Origin of the sequence: Streptomyces sp. NPDC057854, from assembly GCF_042797055.1 — a bacterium.
Classification (GTDB): domain Bacteria; phylum Actinomycetota; class Actinomycetes; order Streptomycetales; family Streptomycetaceae; genus Streptomyces.
On sequence record NZ_JBHVMF010000031.1, the window covers coordinates 60,137 to 75,243 of the forward strand.

The following is a 15,107-nucleotide window of genomic DNA, read 5'->3' on the forward strand; positions in this document are numbered from 1 at the left end:
CGGCGGCGCGGGGCGGGCGTGCGGGCGGGGAGCGGGCGTTACGGGACGGGCTCCGGCTCCGGTGCCGGGGTGGGCTCCGGCTCCGGGGTGGGATCCGGTGCGGGCTCCGGGGCGGGGGCCGGGGCCCAGGCGGCGCAGAGCGCGGCGAAGGCGGCCCGGCGGGACGCGAAGTCGGCGAGGGCGGCCGCGACCGCCCGGACGACCGCGTCCGGGTCGGGCACCGCGGGGCGCCCGCCCGCGGGCTGGACCATGGCGAGGCCGTGGCCGCGCAGCTGGGCGCCGCCCTCGCCGCTCTCGACGACCTGGGCGGTGACGTACACCGCCGGGTACTCGCCGGTCATCGGGTCGCGCTCCAGCGGGCCGCCGAGGGTGTTGTCGTACAGCCGCAGGTCGACGGTGTGGCCGTGCTCGGCGACGGTGCCGCGGCCCGCGTAGTCGATCTCGACGCCCCAGGGGTGGTGCGGATCGGGGATCACGGGGTGCTCCTTCTCGGGAGGGGTCAGGTCTGGCGGCCGTGCATCAGCACCGGCTGGGCGTAGACGGTGCCGGAGGCGCTGGTGACGACGGCCTGGACCTCGACGGTGAGGTCCTTGCCGAAGTCGGCCTGCGGGTCGGTGGTGACGGCGGCGGTGTGGTCGAAGACCGTTCCGGCGGCCACCGTCGGACCGAACGGAGCGCCGCCGACCAGCACCCGCACCTGTCCGGTGGCCCCGGAGGAGACCCGGGTGAGCATCCGCAGCCGCATCTTGGGCTGCCAGAGGGGGTTCTGGGACTGGGCGATCGTCGTCCAGGAGGTGGCGGTGGTGGCCGGCCAGTTCGCCGGGGCCAGGTCCTGCGGCGGCAGCATCGGCAGCCAGGGCCGGGCGAGGCCGCCGGTGAGGATGTCGTCGGAGAGGATCTCGTGGCCGTAGGCGTCGTTGACCCGCAGCACGGGCTTGGTGCCGCCGGGGCCGCTGGTGGTGAACTGGGCGACGAGGACGGCCGTCGCGGGGTCGTGCGGGTCGGACTGCCGCTTCAGGGTGAGCGAGCCGTTGGTGAGTTCGGTCAGCGGCGGGCGGACGTTGACCGCGGTGGACAGGGCGTTGATCCGGCGCTCCATCTGGATCAGCCGGTCGACGATGTCCTCGGGCAGCAGGGCCATCAGGCTTCCTCCAGGGCGAGATCTGCGGTGTCGGGGCGGCCCCGCTCGGCCGGCCGGACCTTCACGCCGACGATCCGGTAACGGGCGTCGAGGCCCGTCGGGTGCCATTCGTCGGTGATCCGGACGCGGGCGGTGCGGCCGAGGAGGGTCGAGGGGACGACGTCGGAGAGCCGGATGCTGAGCTCGGGGATGAGGACCGAGCCCTGGGCCTCCTTCAGGGCGGCCCGGGCCAGCGCGTCGAGCGTGGCCTTGTCGCTGATGTCGTTGTAGTCCGCCGACAGGTCCAGCCGCGGCCAGCGGTCGGGCAGGTCCGTCGCCGTGATCTCGTCCGACAGGGTCGGCCGGGAGGGGGCGGCGGCGTTGTTGTTGACGGTGGCGCCGCGGGCGAGCGAGGTGGTGCCGCCGCGGGTGGCGTCGTCCGGGAGGGAGTAGCTGAGGATCGTGCCGGGGCGGTCGAGGACGACGTCCGTGGCGCCGGCGCGGATCCTGGGGGAGCCGAGCCGGAGCCGGCGCACCCGCCGCCCGTCGGACGGGTCGCGGTAGACGAGGATCTGGTACTCGACGCCATCCTCGTACGCCGCGAGCTGGTCGAGCGCCTCCTGGTAGGCGGTCTCGTCGCCGAGCTGGTAGGAGGCGGAGCGCGGCACCTCCTGCGCGGGCACGTCGTCGCCGGGCTCGACGGCGCTCGCCCCGAGGCCGGCGCCGAGCCGCGCCCACAGGTCGCGGACGATCCCGAACTGCTCGACCTGGTGGTACTTGACCTCGGTGCGGATCCGGCGCCGGGCCGCGTACGAGTCGAAGGTGGACGCCTGGACGCCGAGGGTCACCACGCCGCGGTCGCTGCCCTGGAGGTTGGTGGTCCAGACGATGCCGCCCCACCACAGGAAGCCGCCGCGCTCCAGGTACACGGTGGTGCGGCCGGGCTTGATCTTGCGGGCCCGATCGGCCATCGCGCGGTCGGGCACGGGGACGGTGCCGGAGAGCGAGCCGGCGCGGCCGATGTAGTCCTCGAAGGAGACGTCCCGCAGCGGCAGGATGTCGAGGGTCTGGTCGGTCACCAGGTCGCAGAAGACGGCCCGGTAGGGGGTGTCGAGACTCATGGGACGGACCTCACGGAAGGATGTAGGTGGCGCTGACGCGGACGTTGCGGCCCGGGACGAGCGCGCCGTTGGAGACCCACGTGCGCAGGGTGACCTGGCCGCTCGGGGAGAGCCAGGCCGAGCCGTCGCCGAAGCCGTCCGAGGCGATCGCGTCGATGCCGAGGGCGGGACGCCAGCCGGAGGGCAGGGTGCACAGCGGCTCGTCGTTGATGTTCCCGGCGCTGTTGGCGTCGATCTGGGCGCCGCTGCGGGTGAGCGTCACCTGCGTGGTGCACAGCCCGCCGCGGGTGCGCCGGGCCTCGTAGCCGACCAGGGTCCAGCCGGTGAGCGCGACCGCGCCGGCCGTCACGGACTCGGTCTCCACCGGCGGGTGGTAGGTCGCCCAGGCGGTGCCGTTCCACCGCTGGAGGACGCCGTTGTGCTCGCGGTACTGGCCGGTGTAGCCGCCGACGGAGAGCGCCCCCTGGGGGGCGATGCCGCCGATCTCCCGGGGGTACGCGACCCAGCCGGTGCCGCTCCACCGCTGGAGGTGGTGGGCGATGTCGTTGTCCTGGTACTGGCCGGGGTAGGCGCCCGGCACGCCGGCGTTGTTGTAGACGGGCAGGATGCCGCCGACCGCGACGGTCGTGGCCCGCAGGTCGGTGAGGTCGCCGCCGGTCCAGGCGATGCCGCCGGTGCCGGCGGAGGTCCCGGCCTTGACCCGGACGGTGAAGAGCGGCAGCGAGGCGGGCGGGACGGGCGGGGCGACCGGGTCGGCCTTCGCCTGGCCGACGACGACCTCCAGGACGGCCTCGTACCGGGTGAGGCTGTCGAACTCGTCGTCGTACACCCGCAGGACGACGAGGTCGATCCGCGGGTGGAGCGGGTCGCCGTCGCCGAAGGTGAGGACGGTGTCGCCGTCGAGGGCGACGGGGTACGCGCCCTGTTCGGGGCGGCCCTGGACGAGGGCCCGGCCGGCGTGGACGGTCGCGGTCATCGGGCCGCTGCCGGCCAGGGACAGGCCGCTGACCCGGTACCTGCCGTCGGTGGAGCCCGGCAGGATGCCGGAGCGGGAGACGAGCGGGTCGACGGGGACGCCGGCCCCGAGGTCGGTGAGGCGGGTCGTCCGGCGGGTCTGGCCGCTGGGCAGCAGCCAGCCGGGGCGCAGGGGCATGGGGTTCTCCTCTCGGTGGCCGGATGGCCGGGGCGGGGCTACGGCAGCGGGTCGACCTTGATGAAGGAGTTGTCGAAGGAGGCCTTGTAGCCGAGGGTGTTGGGGACGATCCGGAAGAAGGCCGTCAGCGTGTAGGTCGCGCCCGGCGTGAGGTTCGAGATCCGGCGGGTGCTGGAGACCGAGACCGTGGTGGCGCTGGCGGCCATGGCCGCGTACTCGTCCAGGGGGGCGCTGATGACCGTCGAACCCAGGCTCAGCTCCAGCGCCATGTACGCGTAGTGGTCGTCGCGCGACCGCACGCGGGAGCCGAAGCCGACGGCGACCGCCTTCGACGGCGGGGCGACGAAGCTGACCCGGAGCGGGTTGGTGGCCCTCTTCTCCAGCGTCGGGGTGTAGGTGCCGGACCCGGTCTCGCCCGCGTCGGCGGTGTCGGCGAAGTACGGGCCGGGCACGGCCGGCACCCAGGCGGTGCCGTTCCAGCGCTGGAGGACGCCGGTGGGGGAGTCCCGGTACTGGCCGGTGTAGCTGGCGGTGAGGGAGGAGGCGGAGTTCGGGACGATGCCGCCGAGCGCGGACGGGTAGGACACCCAGGCGCCGCCGTCCCAGCGCTGGAGGGCGCCGCCGGCGTCCTGGTACTGGCCCGGGTAGGCGCCGGGCTGGACCGGGCCCTCGACCGGCAGGATGCCGCCGAGGCTCACCACCGGGGTGCGCAGGTCCTTGAGCGAGGTGTTCCACGGGATGCCGCCGTTGCCCGCGCTGACGCCGGCCGGCACCAGCACCTCGTACAGCGGCAGGCAGCGCTCGGGGACCAGCGGGACCTGCGGGTTCGGTTCGGCGGTGCCCTGGATGATCTCCAGCTTCGCCTCGTACCGCTGGTTGTCGTCGTACAGGTCGTCGTAGATCTTGAGGACGATCAGGTCGATGCGGTTGTACGCGTTTCCGGGCGCGAAGGTGAGGGTCTCGGAGGTCGGCAGGGTCACCGGGTAGGCGCCCTGGGAGATCTCGCCCTGGATGACGGCCCGGCCCTCGGAGACGGTCGCGGTCATCGGGGCGGAGCCGAAGGTCCAGAAGCCGGCGAGCCGGTACTGGCCGTCGTAGGAGCCGGGCAGGATGCCGGAGCGGACCTGGACGGGGTTGGCGAGGGTGGTGACGCCGGTCTGGGTGAGGCGGGTGTCCTCGCGGGTCTGGCCGATCTCGGCGACCCAGCTGCTGCGCAGGTTCACGGGGGTTCTCCAATCAGGGGAAGGCCGGAGGAGGGGCGGCGGGCGTCAGGACCTGAGCCACTCGGCGGTGAGGTTGCAGGCGTAGCCGGAGCCGCCGAGGGTCTTGAGCGACGCGGTGTGGCTGTGGAAGCCGGCGAGCTGGAGGGTGTCGCCGGCGACGAGCTTGAGCACGCCGCTGCCGCCCACCGAGACGGCGCCGTTGCCGGCCGGGAGGAGCCAGGTCATCCGGGACTGTCCGGCGCCGCTGACCAGGATCCGGGCGCCGCGCATGCCGGTCTGGCCGTCGCCGGCGAAGGTGGCGTGGGCGGAGACCCGCCACCAGCCGCCGCGCGGGACGGTGTAGGTGGTGGTGCCGTTCCAGCCGGCGCCGTCGTCGACCTCCACGGTGGGCAGGCTGAGCGTGGTCCAGGTGTTCACCGGGACGGTCTGCTGCTGGGTGGTCAGCCACTGGGTGGCGCTGAGCAGCAGGGTCGCGGCGCCGTCGGTGTACTGCCAGGCGGCGCCGTCCCAGCGCTGGAGGCCGCGGCCGGTGTCCCGGAACTGCCCGGCGTAGGAACCGGAGGTCGTGGTGGACGGCGCGATGCCGCCGATCGCCTTCGGGTACGAGACCCAGGTGGTGCCGTCCCAGCGCTGGAGCAGCCCGGCGGTGTCCCGGTACTGGCCGGGGTAGGCGCCCCTGAAGCCGCTGGCGGGCATGATCCCGCCGAGGGCGACGACCGGCCAGTGCTGGGTGGTGACCGCGCCGGAGTTCCAGCCGATGCCGCCGGTGCCGGCCGAGGTGCCCTTCGGCACCTTGACCGTGTAGAGCGTGAGGACGCTGCCCGTGCCGCTGGGCGGCACGACCGGGGTGGCGCTCGCCTCGCCCTTGACCAGGCGGATGACGGCCTCGGTGGTGCCGGCGCGGTCGTAGGGCTCGTCGACGACGGCCAGTTCGATCAGGTCGATCCGGTCGTACTGGGCGTCGCCGTCCGCCAGGGTCAGGGTCTCCGGCGCGGTGACGGCGACCAGGTAGGCGCCCTGGGCGGTGTCCTTGCCCTGGACGATCGCGCGGCCCGTGCCGATGGTGGCCTGCATGGGCGCGCTGCCGGTGAGCGCGAGCCCGCCCGGCAGGACGCCGGGGCGGGAGCGTAGCGGGGTCTCCGTGGTGCTCTGGCCGCTGGGGGTGAGGAGGGCGGCGAGGGCCAGCCGGGTGTCCTCGCGGGTCTGCCCGGTGGGCTGGAGCCAGGCGGCTCGTACGGTCATGGGGTCACCTCGGGTCGGGAGAGGGGAAGCGGTACGGCCGCCGGGGTCCGGGCGCCGGGGCTCACGCGGAGCGGGCCGTGCGGCACGGGTCGGGCGGCGCGGGGCGTACGGAGCGGGCCGGGGCGGCCGTCACCACTCGGCGCTGCGCCAGCGGACGGTCATGAGGGCCTGCTCGGTGCCCTCCTCGGGCCGGAAGGACAGGTCGGTGCGGCCGGGCTCCAGGACGAACAGCTCCTCCGGGGTGGAGTCGGCCATCGCCGTGTGCAGCCGGGAGGCGGAGTTGTTGAGCATGACCGTGCCCGCCCGGGTGTCGACGGTGAGCTCGTCGCCGGCGGCCAGGTCGATCGCGTACCGCAGCCGGCGCCGGCTGAGCCGCTCGGTGACGCTCGGCATCGAGCAGGGGCCGCGGAAGACGATCACCGGGTGGGTGGGCGCGGAGCCGGTGTTCTCGACGACGGCGTCGCCGGTGCTCTTGGCCTCGCCCCAGTCGAGCGGCCAGGTCAGCGGCCAGGTGATGCCGGCCTCCGGCTGCGGGGGCATGGTGGAGACGATCTGCTCGTTGACCGCGTACCGGCGCGGGTCGGCGGCGAGCCACTGCACGGACATGCGGGAGCTGCCCTGGGTGGCGAAGCCCTGGTCGGCGGGGACCACCCGCTGGGCGATCCGGGCCCGTACGGCGAGGGTCTCGCCGTGCAGCCGGACGGCGAGCCAGCGCTCCTCGTCGAGCAGGGCCAGCGCCTGCCGCAGCGCCCGGACGGCCGCGGGGGCGCCGCCGTGCTCGGGCACCAGCACGATCGTGCCGCCGGTCTTGCGCGGCTTGGCGTAGCGGGAGCCGGGCCAGGCGCCGTGGGAGGTCGGGCGGTCGGCGTCGGAGGAGTCGTACTCGGGCAGGTCCTCCCAGCCGGACAGGCCGGACTTGTCGACGGCGAAGGGGGTGCCGGGGCCGATGAGCAGCCCGGCCCACTGCATCTGCCCGTCCTGGGTGATGAGCGAGCCGGGCGCGAGGTCGGCGGTGTGGGAGTTTCCGGCGTACGGGATCGTGGTCTCGGCCATGCGGCCGTCACCTCACTTCGGATGGGCGTGCGGAAAGGACCGGGCGGCCCGGGTCCTTCGGGGGTTCGGGCCGCCGGGCCTTCGGGGGGCGGCGCGGAGGCCCGGCGGCGCGGCGCGGAGGCCGGCGGCGGCTCAGGCGCGGGCGCCGGTGAGGGCCGGCCAGTCGGCCGCGTCCTGCGGCCCGGTGTGGGCGGTCAGCAGGAAGAGCAGGTCCTCGGCGGCCGACCGGGGGCCGGCCCCGGGCTCCTCGTGGAAGTCCCGGATGCGGTGCGGCCGCGGCGGCGCCTCGGTGAGGGCCGGGACGCGGCGGTTCTCCAGCTGGGACAGCGGGTCGATGCGGTGCTCGTCCGGGGTGCCGGGCGAGACGATGCCGCCCTCGGCGAGCATCGGGAGCTTGTCGAGTTCGACGCCGAACTTCTTGCCGGTGAGCGGGATCTCGAAGGACAGCTTGTTGAGTCCGTCGATGATCCAGTTGGCGAAGGCGATGAGGCCGTTGACCGGCCCCTTGACGACGCCGAGGACGGCGCTGAGGCCGCCCTTGACCAGTTCGCCGATGCCGCGCAGGGCCTTCGAGACGGCGTCCTTCGCGGTGCGGAAGAAGCCGGGGATCTTGTCGGTGATCCAGCGGAGGACGGGCTGGACGGCGCTCTTGACGCCGCCGATGGTGCGGGAGGCGATGGAGCGCAGGGCGGTGGTCGCCGAGCGCACGGCGGAGCCGATCCTCGCGATCCCGCCGATGGCCGCGCCGACGCTCCGCAGAGCGCTCTTGAAGACCGTCAGGTACGCCTTGGCGTAGGTGGTGACGGCCTTGCCGATGAGCTTCAGGACCGGCTGGAGGAAGTTCCAGACCGCCTGGAAGCCCTTGAGGGCCTGCTGGAGGCCCTGCCGGACGATCCGCTGCCCGGTCCGCGAGCTGACGGCCAGTTCGATGAGGTACGCCGCGACGGGGACGATCAGGCCGACGAGGAAGCCGAGCGGGTTGGCCCGCATGGCGACGTTGACGCCTGTCATGGCGACCGAGGCGACGGTCATGACGGTGCCGAAGGTGCCCATCAGGCCGGCGATGACGTCGGTGACGGGGAGCAGGGGCAGCAGGACGCCGAGGACCGCGCCGGCGCCGGTGGCGATCCTCCGGGTGGCGGTGCGGGCCTTGCCGGCGGCGGTGCCGAGCCGCTTGACGCGGGCGGTGGCGGGGGAGCGGCGGAGCTTGTCGAGGGTGGTGCGGGTCCCGGCGGCGTTCTGGCCGAGGGTGCGCACGGCCGTGCCCGCGGTGCGGGCCGCGGTGCCGAGGGCGCCGGTGCCGCCGGCGGCCCGCTGGACGGCCTGCCGGAGGTTCCGGGCCGCTCCGCTCGCCCCCGCGGCCCCCTGCTGGAGGCTCCTCATGGGGGAGAGCGCCATGCGGAACCGCGGCATGGCGACGGCCGCGGCACTCATGCGCGGGCTCCCCGCGCCTTCACGAGGTACATGAGGGCGTCGGCGGTGGCCTTCGGGTTGTTGTCGCGGGCCGCGTGGTAGTGCTCGATGTGCAGTCCGCCGCCGGCGGAGGCGGCCTGGCCCTGGGCCTGGCGGGCCCGGCGGGCGGTGAGGGCGAGCAGCCGGTCGAGCTTGGAGAGCGGCAGGACGGCCTCGGCCTCGCCGGCCTCGGCGAGGATCGCGGGGACGCCGCCGGTGCGGGGCATGACGACGCCGCCGGTGGCGAGCATCGGGATGGTCGGGATGGAGACGCCGAAGGTCTTGCCGCCGACGACGGGCACCCAGCCGGGGACGCTGACCTTGACCTTGTTCAGGGCGCCGATCATGCGGTTGATGAGCCCGATGACGGAGTTGATCGGGCCCTTCACGCCGTTCTTGATGCCGTCGAAGGCGCGGGACGCGATGGACTTCAGGCCGTTCCAGATCGAGGACATCTTGTCCTTGACCGCGCTGAACGCCCGGGGGATCGCGGACTTGATCCAGTTGACGACGGGGGTGATGACGCGCTTGATGCCGTTCCAGACGGTGCTGATCACCGTCTTGATCGCCTTCATCACCGTGGTGATGACCGTCTTCCAGACCTTCACATAGGTCTTGATGACGGTGGCGACCGCCTTGACGACGGTCGAGATGGCCTTCTTGATGCCGTTCCAGACGCTCTTGATCAGCGATCCGGCCTTCTTCATGATCGGCCCGATGGCCTTCATGACCGAGCTGATCACGCTCTTGATCGCGCTGAACGCCTTCTTCAGGACCGTCTGCATCGTCTTCGAGCGCAGCGCCATGTCGACGATCGCCTCGATGAGCGGCATGAAGAGTTCGAGCAGCCGGACCAGGAAGTTGCCCTTCATGGAGCGGTTGAGCTTGTCCTGGCCCTTGGCGGCCTTGCCGGCGCCCGACTCGTACCGGGCGAGCTTGCCGCCGGCCGACTGGGCGGTGGAGCCGGCCTTCCGCATGGCCCGTTCGGCCTGGTCGGACGCGGTCTTGAGGTTCTTGAGCTGGGTGCCGGCGCCCTGGGCGTTCGTACGCAGCGTCCTGAGCTGGCCGGACGCGGACCGGCCGGCGTCGCCGACCTTCCTGACCGAGGTGCCGGCGTTCGCCGCCTGGGACTTGAAACCGCTGAGGGCGGTCGACGCGTTCTTGAGGTTCCTGACGAGAGACATGGTGTACCTCCTTTCGTGGGTGGGGTCAGCGGGCGCCGGAGCCGGCGATGACGTCGTCGAGGGAGCTGATGCTGCCGCGCAGGCCCTGGAACTTCTCCCGGAGGGACTCGGTCTGGGTGACGAGGTTGCTCATCGCCTGGGCGGTGTTCCCGAGCTGGGTGTCCGTGGGCAGCTTGGCGGGCTGGAAGGTGTCCAGCTCCCTGTTGAGCTTTTCGAGGCCGTCGGCGATCTTCTTCAGCTTCGTGGTGTTGACCTTCTTGATGGCCTCGCCCACCGTTCCGAGGACGGTCGCCGCCTTGTCGGCCTTGCTCTGGTTCGGCAGCCTCTGGAACGAGTTCAGGAACGAGGGGGCTTTCGCGTCGAACCTCTCCACCTGCGGGTTCAGCTTTTCGAGCGCCCTGGCCAGCGTCTCGGCCTGCTGGGCGTTGGCCGGGTTGCTCACGAGGTCGGCGAGGCTGGTGCCGCCGTTGGCGACCCGGCGTTCCCGGTCCTCGATCGCCTGGCGGGTCTGCCGGGTGACGTCGCCGTTCGCGTCGTAGCCCCGGATGAGGCCGTCGCGACTGAAGAACTCCTGGATCGACCGCTGGATGTTGGTGAGCTTGCCCGAGATGTAGAGGGCGACGCCGCCGATGACGATGGCCGCCAGGGCGCCGGCGCCGTTCGACAGCCAGTAGTTGATGGCGGTGCCGATGCCCTCGCCCTCGTACAGCTTCTCGATGCCGGCGGCGATGCCGCCGAAGCCGGCGGCCTCCCAGTACTCCGTGACGGGGTTCTTGACGATCTCCTTGTGCATCTCGTCGACCTTCTCCTTGAGGTAGGAGAAGTTGATCGACAGCTCGCCGAGGACCTCGGCGTGCTCCAGGATCTGCCGTATGTGCCCCTGGACCACCGTGATCTTGAGGTCCGCGATCAGGTCGGGGACGTTCGTTTCTGCCATGGTTGCTCCGCTTCCGGCCCGTGCGGGCCAAGCGCCGAAAAGCCCCTGCCGGTCTCCGGCAGGGGCTCGTTCGCAGGGGCGGTGCGCTGGGGTTAGGCGTCGGGGGCCCGGCGGGGGCCGCGCCGCACCGCCGCCAGGGCGTCGTTCCAGCCGGCGGCGTACGCAAGGGCCTCGTACCGGGAGACCTCGGCGCACAGCGTGCCGAGCAGCGCTCTCCTGTCGAGGGCGACGGGGCCGTCGAGGAGCCGGCGGAGGCGGTCCTGGAGCGGGATGTGCGGTCGCGATGCCTCGCCCGGCTGAGTCATGGACGCCTGCCTTCCGTTGCTTGCCCGTGCGTGCGTGGCGGCGCCGCGGGGTGGGGAGCGGGGGCACCACGTTATCGAACTGTTGTGCGAACAGAGTGTGGGACATCTGTTCGGGGTTTGTCGAGCGGGATAGGTGTGACGGCGTGTCTTCTCGTCACGTTCCCGAACGAGTTGGCGGTGATCGAAGGGAAAGTTCGAGCAGGTAATCTGGACGACGCGTTCCCTCGGACCGACCGCTCGGGGAGCGAGGGGCGCGAGGGGCGCGCGGGGGATCCCCAGGGGGCTGGAAGGCAGCACTGACGCATGGACACGGATCCCGGAGCGAACCGGCGGGAGCGGGTGGTCGACTGGCTCGCCTCCCATCCCGATCTGCCCCACCTCTTCGCACGCCTTTCCGAGCTCGTCCACGTCCACGGGCACGCCCCCGAGGAGCTCGTGGTCATCCCCCGGTCCGAGATCGACCGCCGGGAGACCACCGCCTTCACCTCCGGCTGGGCCGAGGCCGTCTCCGACGAACTCCCCCGGATACGCCGGGAGTACGAGCGCCGGGTCGCCGACGCGTACGCCCAGGGGCAGAGCGACGCGCGGGGCATCCGGCGGCCGCAGCGCCGGACCGACGACGGCCCCCGGGACGGGGCCCGCGTCATCGCGCTGCCCTTCGCCCGGCTCCTCGAACCGCCGGCCGCCGTCGTCGAGGCGGAGGAGCGGGTGCGCCGGGAGCGCGAGCTCTTCGAACAGCGCCCCGCGCGCGAGGAGCCGTACGAGCAATCCGGCGCGTACGAGCCGGACTTCGGCGTACACGAGCCGGACTTCGGCGCGCGCGAGCCGGAGCCCGAGGACGACAAGGAGCCCGCCCCCGGCCCGGAGCCGGAGTTCCCGCCCGCGGCCCAGGAGGGCCGCACGCGCCGGAACCCGCAGCCCGTCCGGAAGGTCGTCCGCGGCAAGGGCGGCCGCCCGATCGTCCCGCCGCTCTCCCACGTCCCCGGCCAGCAGGGCGCGGGCGGCGAGCGCAGGGACCCCGACCAGCGCCCCGGCCGGGGCCGGCGCCTCTCCGAGCGGGCCAAGGCCCTGGAGGAGGACCTGGCCGCCGAGCGGACACCGGAAGCGCCCCCGGAATCCGCCCCCTGACGGGAGCCGGACCCCGGGGGCCGGGGCGCGGACCGGTCAGCCGAAGAAACGGGCCAGCTCGCCGGCGGAGACCGCCTCGGCGGGCGGTTCCGGCTCTCCGTCCCGGCTCTCCTCCCCGTCCCCTCCGCTGCCCGGCCGGGGCACCGGCTTCGGGGGTTCGGGCTGGTCGCCGTCCTCGGTCCCGTTGACGGACAGGAACATCCAGTTGGCGACGGCCAGGTGGTCCACCACCGCCGCCAGCAGGTGGTCGGTGACCGACCACCCGGCCGCCTCGCCGTGCAGCTCGTGCTGGACGGCGCTGCCCGGGGGCAGGTGCTTGATCAGCAGCAGCAGCCGGCGGCTGGAGAGCTCACCGCGGTGCCAGTCGAGGAGGTCGATCCCGTAGTGGCGGAGGAGGTCCGCTTCGAGGGCCTCGGCGTGTTCGTCGACGAACTCGACGAGGCTCAGTCTTCCCCCAGGCCGAGCCCGGTCTCCTTGCCGTACGCCTCCAGGACGGCGGCGATGTCCTGCATGGTGACGTCGTGCTCCTCGAAGCGGGCGAACTGCTCCTCGCCCATCAGGAGCGCGAGCAGGCCGTCCACGTCGTTGTCGTCGAGCGTGCGCAGGCCCTTCGCGGTCGCGCGGGACAGCTCGGTCGGAAGGGTGAAGGTGTCGCCGTCCAGCTCGAAGGACCAGGTGCGGCCGTGGGCCTCCTGGCGCTGGGCACGGGCGGCGTTGACGTCGAAACGGGCCATGGCGATGCGTACTCCTTGATCGGGTGCGTGCGGGGCGGAGAGGGGCCCGGGGCGGGACGGCGGCCGGCCGTCCCGCCCCGGAGGAGGGTCAGGCCGAGGCGCCGGTCTTGTACTGGTCGTCCTTCATGAGGAAGGTCGCCAGCGGCTGGCCGGCTCCGTTCGACATGGCGGTGAAGGTGATGCCCAGGGTGGACGCCGCCTTGCGGGCCAGCTTGATGTCGTCGGAGGCGGTGACCTGGCCGCGCGGGATGATGAAGCGGTACGTGACCGCGGTGCCGCCGACCTTGACGTCGGTGAACTCCAGGCCGAGGGCGCGGACGTCCGCGTACGGGCGCTCGGCGATCTCGTACTTGTACGTGTCGGTCGCCGCGGCCGGCTCCGCCTCGACCTTGCCGCCGCCCATGAAGAACGGCAGCGTGTCCTCGTTGAACTGGAGCATCGAGAACTTCAGCGAGAGGTCGCGGCTGGAGTAGATGAAGTGCACCGGGGAGACCGACTGCCAGGTGTCGATCGGCTCCAGCTTGTCCTTCTTGGAGAAGGTGACGCCGTCGCCGGTGGTGTAGCCGAGGTTCGTCCAGGTCGTGGCGGACCAGTCGGTCGCCGGGTCGGCGCCGAAGGACGGGGCGGCGGCGCCGGCCGCGGCCACGAAGAGCTTGCCGGTGCCGGCGACGCGGATCTCGGCGGAGTTGTTTCCTGCCATGGTGGGTTTCTCCTTGGGTGGGTGAGGGCGCCGCGCCCGGGCGAAGGGAAGGACCCGGGCACGGCAAAGGCCCCGCCGGACGGCGGGGCCTGGTCGGTGGGGCCGGACGGGACGGGGCGGGTCCGGCGGGCCGTCAGAAGACGGTGAGGGAGAGGCGCAGCACGCAGAGGTAGCGGTTGGCGCCGCGGTAGAGGTAGTCGGGCAGCCAGCGCGGCCCGTCCTGCTCCTCCACGTCGTGGACGGTGTTGACGCCGATCTGCTTGCCCAGGGTCGCGAGCAGGGCGCGCCGGGCGGCGTTGGCGAGGACGTGGGCCTCGTTCTTGGTGGGGCCGTACACCTCGAACTCGATCAGCGGCATGTCGACGTGCAGGTCGCCGATCCAGGCGCCGCCGCGGCGGTTGACCAGGACGGCGCGCTGGGTGCCGTCGAAACCGGCGGGCGCCTGCACGGCGATCACCGCCCCGGCCAGCGCCGGGTCGGCCTTGAGGACGTCGACGACCAGCTTCTCGACGTCCGGGAACGCACTCGGGGGAGTGGTCATCGCGGTTCTCCTCGGGAGGGGCGGTGGGAAGGGAGGGGGCCGTCCGGGGGCGCCGGCGGGGAGGGGAGGGGCGCGGCGCCGCTCCCGGACGGCCGACGGCGGAGCCGCGCCCCGTCCGGGCACAGCTCCGCCGCTGCACCAACTGTGACAGAGAGCGTGCGCGCACGCAACTAAAACGGCGAGGTGCTGGGTCCGCGCTGCGTCCGTGCCGGGTCGGTACGGCTCTGACCTGCGGCGCGACCCCGGCGGATACCGGTTCCGGCGGGAGGCGGGGGACCGGTAGGTTGACCGTTCCCGGCCCGCGGGCCGGGCCGTACCCCTGAGGAGCCGCCCGTGTCCGCCGTCGCCCGCCCCCGGCTGCTGTACGTCACCGACCTCGCCTATCCCGCGCGCGGGCGCCGCTACGGCGACGAGGACATCGCGCTCACCGCCCGGCTCCGCGAGGCGTTCGACCTCGCGCTGTGCCACCCGGGCGACGCCGCCGCGCTGATGGACGCCTTCGACGGCGTCGTCGTCCGCAACAGCGGGCCCGTGCTCCACCATCAGGAGGCGTACGACCGGTTCCGCGAGCGGGCCGCCACCCTCGGCACGCGCGTCTACAACCCGCTGCACGGGCGCGGCGACATGGCCGGCAAGCAGTACCTGCTCGACCTCACCGCCGCCGGGTTCCCCGTCATCCCCACGGTCGACCGCGCCGAGGACCTCGACCGGCTCCCCGACGCCGCGCTCTACGCGGTCAAGCCGAAGGCGGGCGCCGACTCCATAGGGCTGCGCTTCCTGCCGTACGAGGAACTGACCGGACTGGCCCTCGACGGCGGACTGCTCGTCCAGCCGCGGATCGACTTCGTGTACGAGGTCTCCTTCGTCTTCGTGGACGACCTCTTCCAGTACGCCGTCCACGCCCCCGACCCCGAGCGCCGCTGGGTCCTGGAGCCGTACGAGCCCACCCCGGACGACCTCGCCTTCGCCCGCCGCTTCATCGACTGGAACACGCTCCGGCACGGCGTCCAGCGCGTCGACGCCTGCCGCACCCGGGACGGCGGGCTGCTCCTCGTGGAGCTGGAGGACCTCAACCCGTACCTCTCCCTCGACCGCGTCGGCGAGCCCGTCCGCGCCCGCTTCGCCGACGCCCTCACCCGCTCCCTCCACGCCTTCCTGGAGGCGTGACGGCGGCATGACGAAACGGCGGAGCGCCCCGTGTCCGGACCGGACAC

General features: G+C 73.1%; 17 protein-coding genes. 2 read left to right on the forward strand and 15 right to left on the reverse strand.

All coding sequences use genetic code 11. From position 1 onward, the window contains the following. Nucleotides 1-38: 38 nt before the first annotated feature. From ACFVQZ_RS32715 to ACFVQZ_RS32765, 11 genes are all read right to left on the reverse strand, one after another. Nucleotides 39-476 (reverse strand): ATP-binding protein, encoded by a 438-nt coding sequence (locus ACFVQZ_RS32715; protein ID WP_383628428.1) that lies wholly within the window; start codon nt 474-476, stop codon nt 39-41. Nucleotides 477-499: 23 nt separating this feature from the next. Continuing rightward, nucleotides 500-1,141 carry a hypothetical protein gene (locus ACFVQZ_RS32720; protein ID WP_383628430.1) on the reverse strand — a complete coding sequence of 214 codons (642 nt, stop codon included), beginning with the start codon at nt 1,139-1,141 and terminating at the stop codon, nt 500-502. Then, the gene (locus ACFVQZ_RS32725) at nt 1,141-2,241 is read right to left on the reverse strand and encodes a hypothetical protein (RefSeq protein WP_383628432.1); all 1,101 of its coding nucleotides are present in this window, start codon (nt 2,239-2,241) and stop codon (nt 1,141-1,143) included. The genes ACFVQZ_RS32720 and ACFVQZ_RS32725 overlap by 1 nt, the downstream gene beginning before the upstream one ends. A gap of 10 nt (nt 2,242-2,251) precedes the next feature. Then, nucleotides 2,252-3,394 (reverse strand): hypothetical protein, encoded by a 1,143-nt coding sequence (locus ACFVQZ_RS32730; RefSeq protein WP_383628434.1) that lies wholly within the window; start codon nt 3,392-3,394, stop codon nt 2,252-2,254. Between the two features lie 38 nt (nt 3,395-3,432). Further along, nucleotides 3,433-4,617: a hypothetical protein gene (locus ACFVQZ_RS32735; protein WP_383628436.1), complete on the reverse strand. Its 1,185-nt coding sequence runs from the start codon at nt 4,615-4,617 to the stop codon at nt 3,433-3,435. A gap of 45 nt (nt 4,618-4,662) precedes the next feature. Further along, nucleotides 4,663-5,859: a hypothetical protein gene (locus ACFVQZ_RS32740; protein WP_383628438.1), complete on the reverse strand. Its 1,197-nt coding sequence runs from the start codon at nt 5,857-5,859 to the stop codon at nt 4,663-4,665. A gap of 129 nt (nt 5,860-5,988) precedes the next feature. Continuing rightward, the gene (locus ACFVQZ_RS32745; RefSeq protein WP_030494229.1) at nt 5,989-6,912 is read right to left on the reverse strand and encodes a phage distal tail protein; all 924 of its coding nucleotides are present in this window, start codon (nt 6,910-6,912) and stop codon (nt 5,989-5,991) included. Between the two features lie 132 nt (nt 6,913-7,044). Continuing rightward, nucleotides 7,045-8,346 carry a tape-measure protein gene (locus ACFVQZ_RS32750; RefSeq protein ID WP_383628441.1) on the reverse strand — a complete coding sequence of 434 codons (1,302 nt, stop codon included), beginning with the start codon at nt 8,344-8,346 and terminating at the stop codon, nt 7,045-7,047. After that, on the reverse strand, nt 8,343-9,548 hold the full coding sequence (locus ACFVQZ_RS32755) for a hypothetical protein (RefSeq protein ID WP_030494231.1): 1,206 nt from the start codon (nt 9,546-9,548) through the stop codon (nt 8,343-8,345). The genes ACFVQZ_RS32750 and ACFVQZ_RS32755 overlap by 4 nt, the downstream gene beginning before the upstream one ends. A gap of 25 nt (nt 9,549-9,573) precedes the next feature. Beyond that, on the reverse strand, nt 9,574-10,485 hold the full coding sequence (locus tag ACFVQZ_RS32760; protein WP_030494232.1) for a hypothetical protein: 912 nt from the start codon (nt 10,483-10,485) through the stop codon (nt 9,574-9,576). A gap of 92 nt (nt 10,486-10,577) precedes the next feature. Then, a complete protein-coding gene (locus ACFVQZ_RS32765) occupies nt 10,578-10,790 on the reverse strand; it encodes a hypothetical protein (RefSeq protein WP_030494233.1) in 213 nt (70 codons plus the stop codon). A 303-nt stretch (nt 10,791-11,093) separates the two neighbouring features. Between ACFVQZ_RS32765 and ACFVQZ_RS32770 the strand changes: the two genes are divergently transcribed. Next, nucleotides 11,094-11,918, forward strand: coding sequence for a hypothetical protein (locus ACFVQZ_RS32770; RefSeq protein WP_383628444.1), 825 nt, complete (start codon nt 11,094-11,096; stop codon nt 11,916-11,918). A gap of 36 nt (nt 11,919-11,954) precedes the next feature. Here the strand turns inward: ACFVQZ_RS32770 and ACFVQZ_RS32775 are convergent, their stop codons facing one another. The 4 genes from ACFVQZ_RS32775 to ACFVQZ_RS32790 all read right to left on the reverse strand — a co-directional run bounded on the left by ACFVQZ_RS32775 (nt 11,955) and on the right by ACFVQZ_RS32790 (nt 13,893). Next, the gene (locus ACFVQZ_RS32775; RefSeq protein ID WP_383628446.1) at nt 11,955-12,149 is read right to left on the reverse strand and encodes a hypothetical protein; all 195 of its coding nucleotides are present in this window, start codon (nt 12,147-12,149) and stop codon (nt 11,955-11,957) included. Between the two features lie 212 nt (nt 12,150-12,361). Next, a complete protein-coding gene (locus ACFVQZ_RS32780) occupies nt 12,362-12,652 on the reverse strand; it encodes a hypothetical protein (protein WP_030494236.1) in 291 nt (96 codons plus the stop codon). Between the two features lie 88 nt (nt 12,653-12,740). Then, complete coding sequence (locus ACFVQZ_RS32785) at nt 12,741-13,352, reverse strand: hypothetical protein (protein ID WP_030494237.1); 612 nt, start codon at nt 13,350-13,352, stop codon at nt 12,741-12,743. A gap of 133 nt (nt 13,353-13,485) precedes the next feature. Beyond that, complete coding sequence (locus ACFVQZ_RS32790; RefSeq protein WP_030494238.1) at nt 13,486-13,893, reverse strand: hypothetical protein; 408 nt, start codon at nt 13,891-13,893, stop codon at nt 13,486-13,488. A gap of 333 nt (nt 13,894-14,226) precedes the next feature. Here ACFVQZ_RS32790 and ACFVQZ_RS32795 point away from each other — a divergent pair, with 333 nt between their 5' ends. Next, a complete protein-coding gene (locus ACFVQZ_RS32795; RefSeq protein WP_383628449.1) occupies nt 14,227-15,060 on the forward strand; it encodes a hypothetical protein in 834 nt (277 codons plus the stop codon). The last annotated feature ends 47 nt before the right edge of the window (nt 15,061-15,107 follow it).

What these genes read in the sequence shown, in the direction of transcription:
- ACFVQZ_RS32720 (WP_383628430.1), bottom strand. Translation starts at nt 1,141, where the DNA reads ATGGCCCTGCTGCCCGAGGACATCGTCGACCGGCTGATCCAGATGGAG.
- ACFVQZ_RS32725 (WP_383628432.1), bottom strand. Translation starts at nt 2,241, where the DNA reads ATGAGTCTCGACACCCCCTACCGGGCCGTCTTCTGCGACCTGGTGACC.
- ACFVQZ_RS32730 (WP_383628434.1), bottom strand. Translation starts at nt 3,394, where the DNA reads ATGCCCCTGCGCCCCGGCTGGCTGCTGCCCAGCGGCCAGACCCGCCGG.
- ACFVQZ_RS32740 (WP_383628438.1), bottom strand. Translation starts at nt 5,859, where the DNA reads ATGACCGTACGAGCCGCCTGGCTCCAGCCCACCGGGCAGACCCGCGAG.
- ACFVQZ_RS32745 (WP_030494229.1), bottom strand. Translation starts at nt 6,912, where the DNA reads ATGGCCGAGACCACGATCCCGTACGCCGGAAACTCCCACACCGCCGAC.
- ACFVQZ_RS32750 (WP_383628441.1), bottom strand. Translation starts at nt 8,346, where the DNA reads ATGAGTGCCGCGGCCGTCGCCATGCCGCGGTTCCGCATGGCGCTCTCC.
- ACFVQZ_RS32755 (WP_030494231.1), bottom strand. Translation starts at nt 9,548, where the DNA reads ATGTCTCTCGTCAGGAACCTCAAGAACGCGTCGACCGCCCTCAGCGGT.
- ACFVQZ_RS32760 (WP_030494232.1), bottom strand. Translation starts at nt 10,485, where the DNA reads ATGGCAGAAACGAACGTCCCCGACCTGATCGCGGACCTCAAGATCACG.
- ACFVQZ_RS32765 (WP_030494233.1), bottom strand. Translation starts at nt 10,790, where the DNA reads ATGACTCAGCCGGGCGAGGCATCGCGACCGCACATCCCGCTCCAGGAC.
- ACFVQZ_RS32770 (WP_383628444.1), top strand. Translation starts at nt 11,094, where the DNA reads ATGGACACGGATCCCGGAGCGAACCGGCGGGAGCGGGTGGTCGACTGG.
- ACFVQZ_RS32780 (WP_030494236.1), bottom strand. Translation starts at nt 12,652, where the DNA reads ATGGCCCGTTTCGACGTCAACGCCGCCCGTGCCCAGCGCCAGGAGGCC.
- ACFVQZ_RS32785 (WP_030494237.1), bottom strand. Translation starts at nt 13,352, where the DNA reads ATGGCAGGAAACAACTCCGCCGAGATCCGCGTCGCCGGCACCGGCAAG.
- ACFVQZ_RS32790 (WP_030494238.1), bottom strand. Translation starts at nt 13,893, where the DNA reads ATGACCACTCCCCCGAGTGCGTTCCCGGACGTCGAGAAGCTGGTCGTC.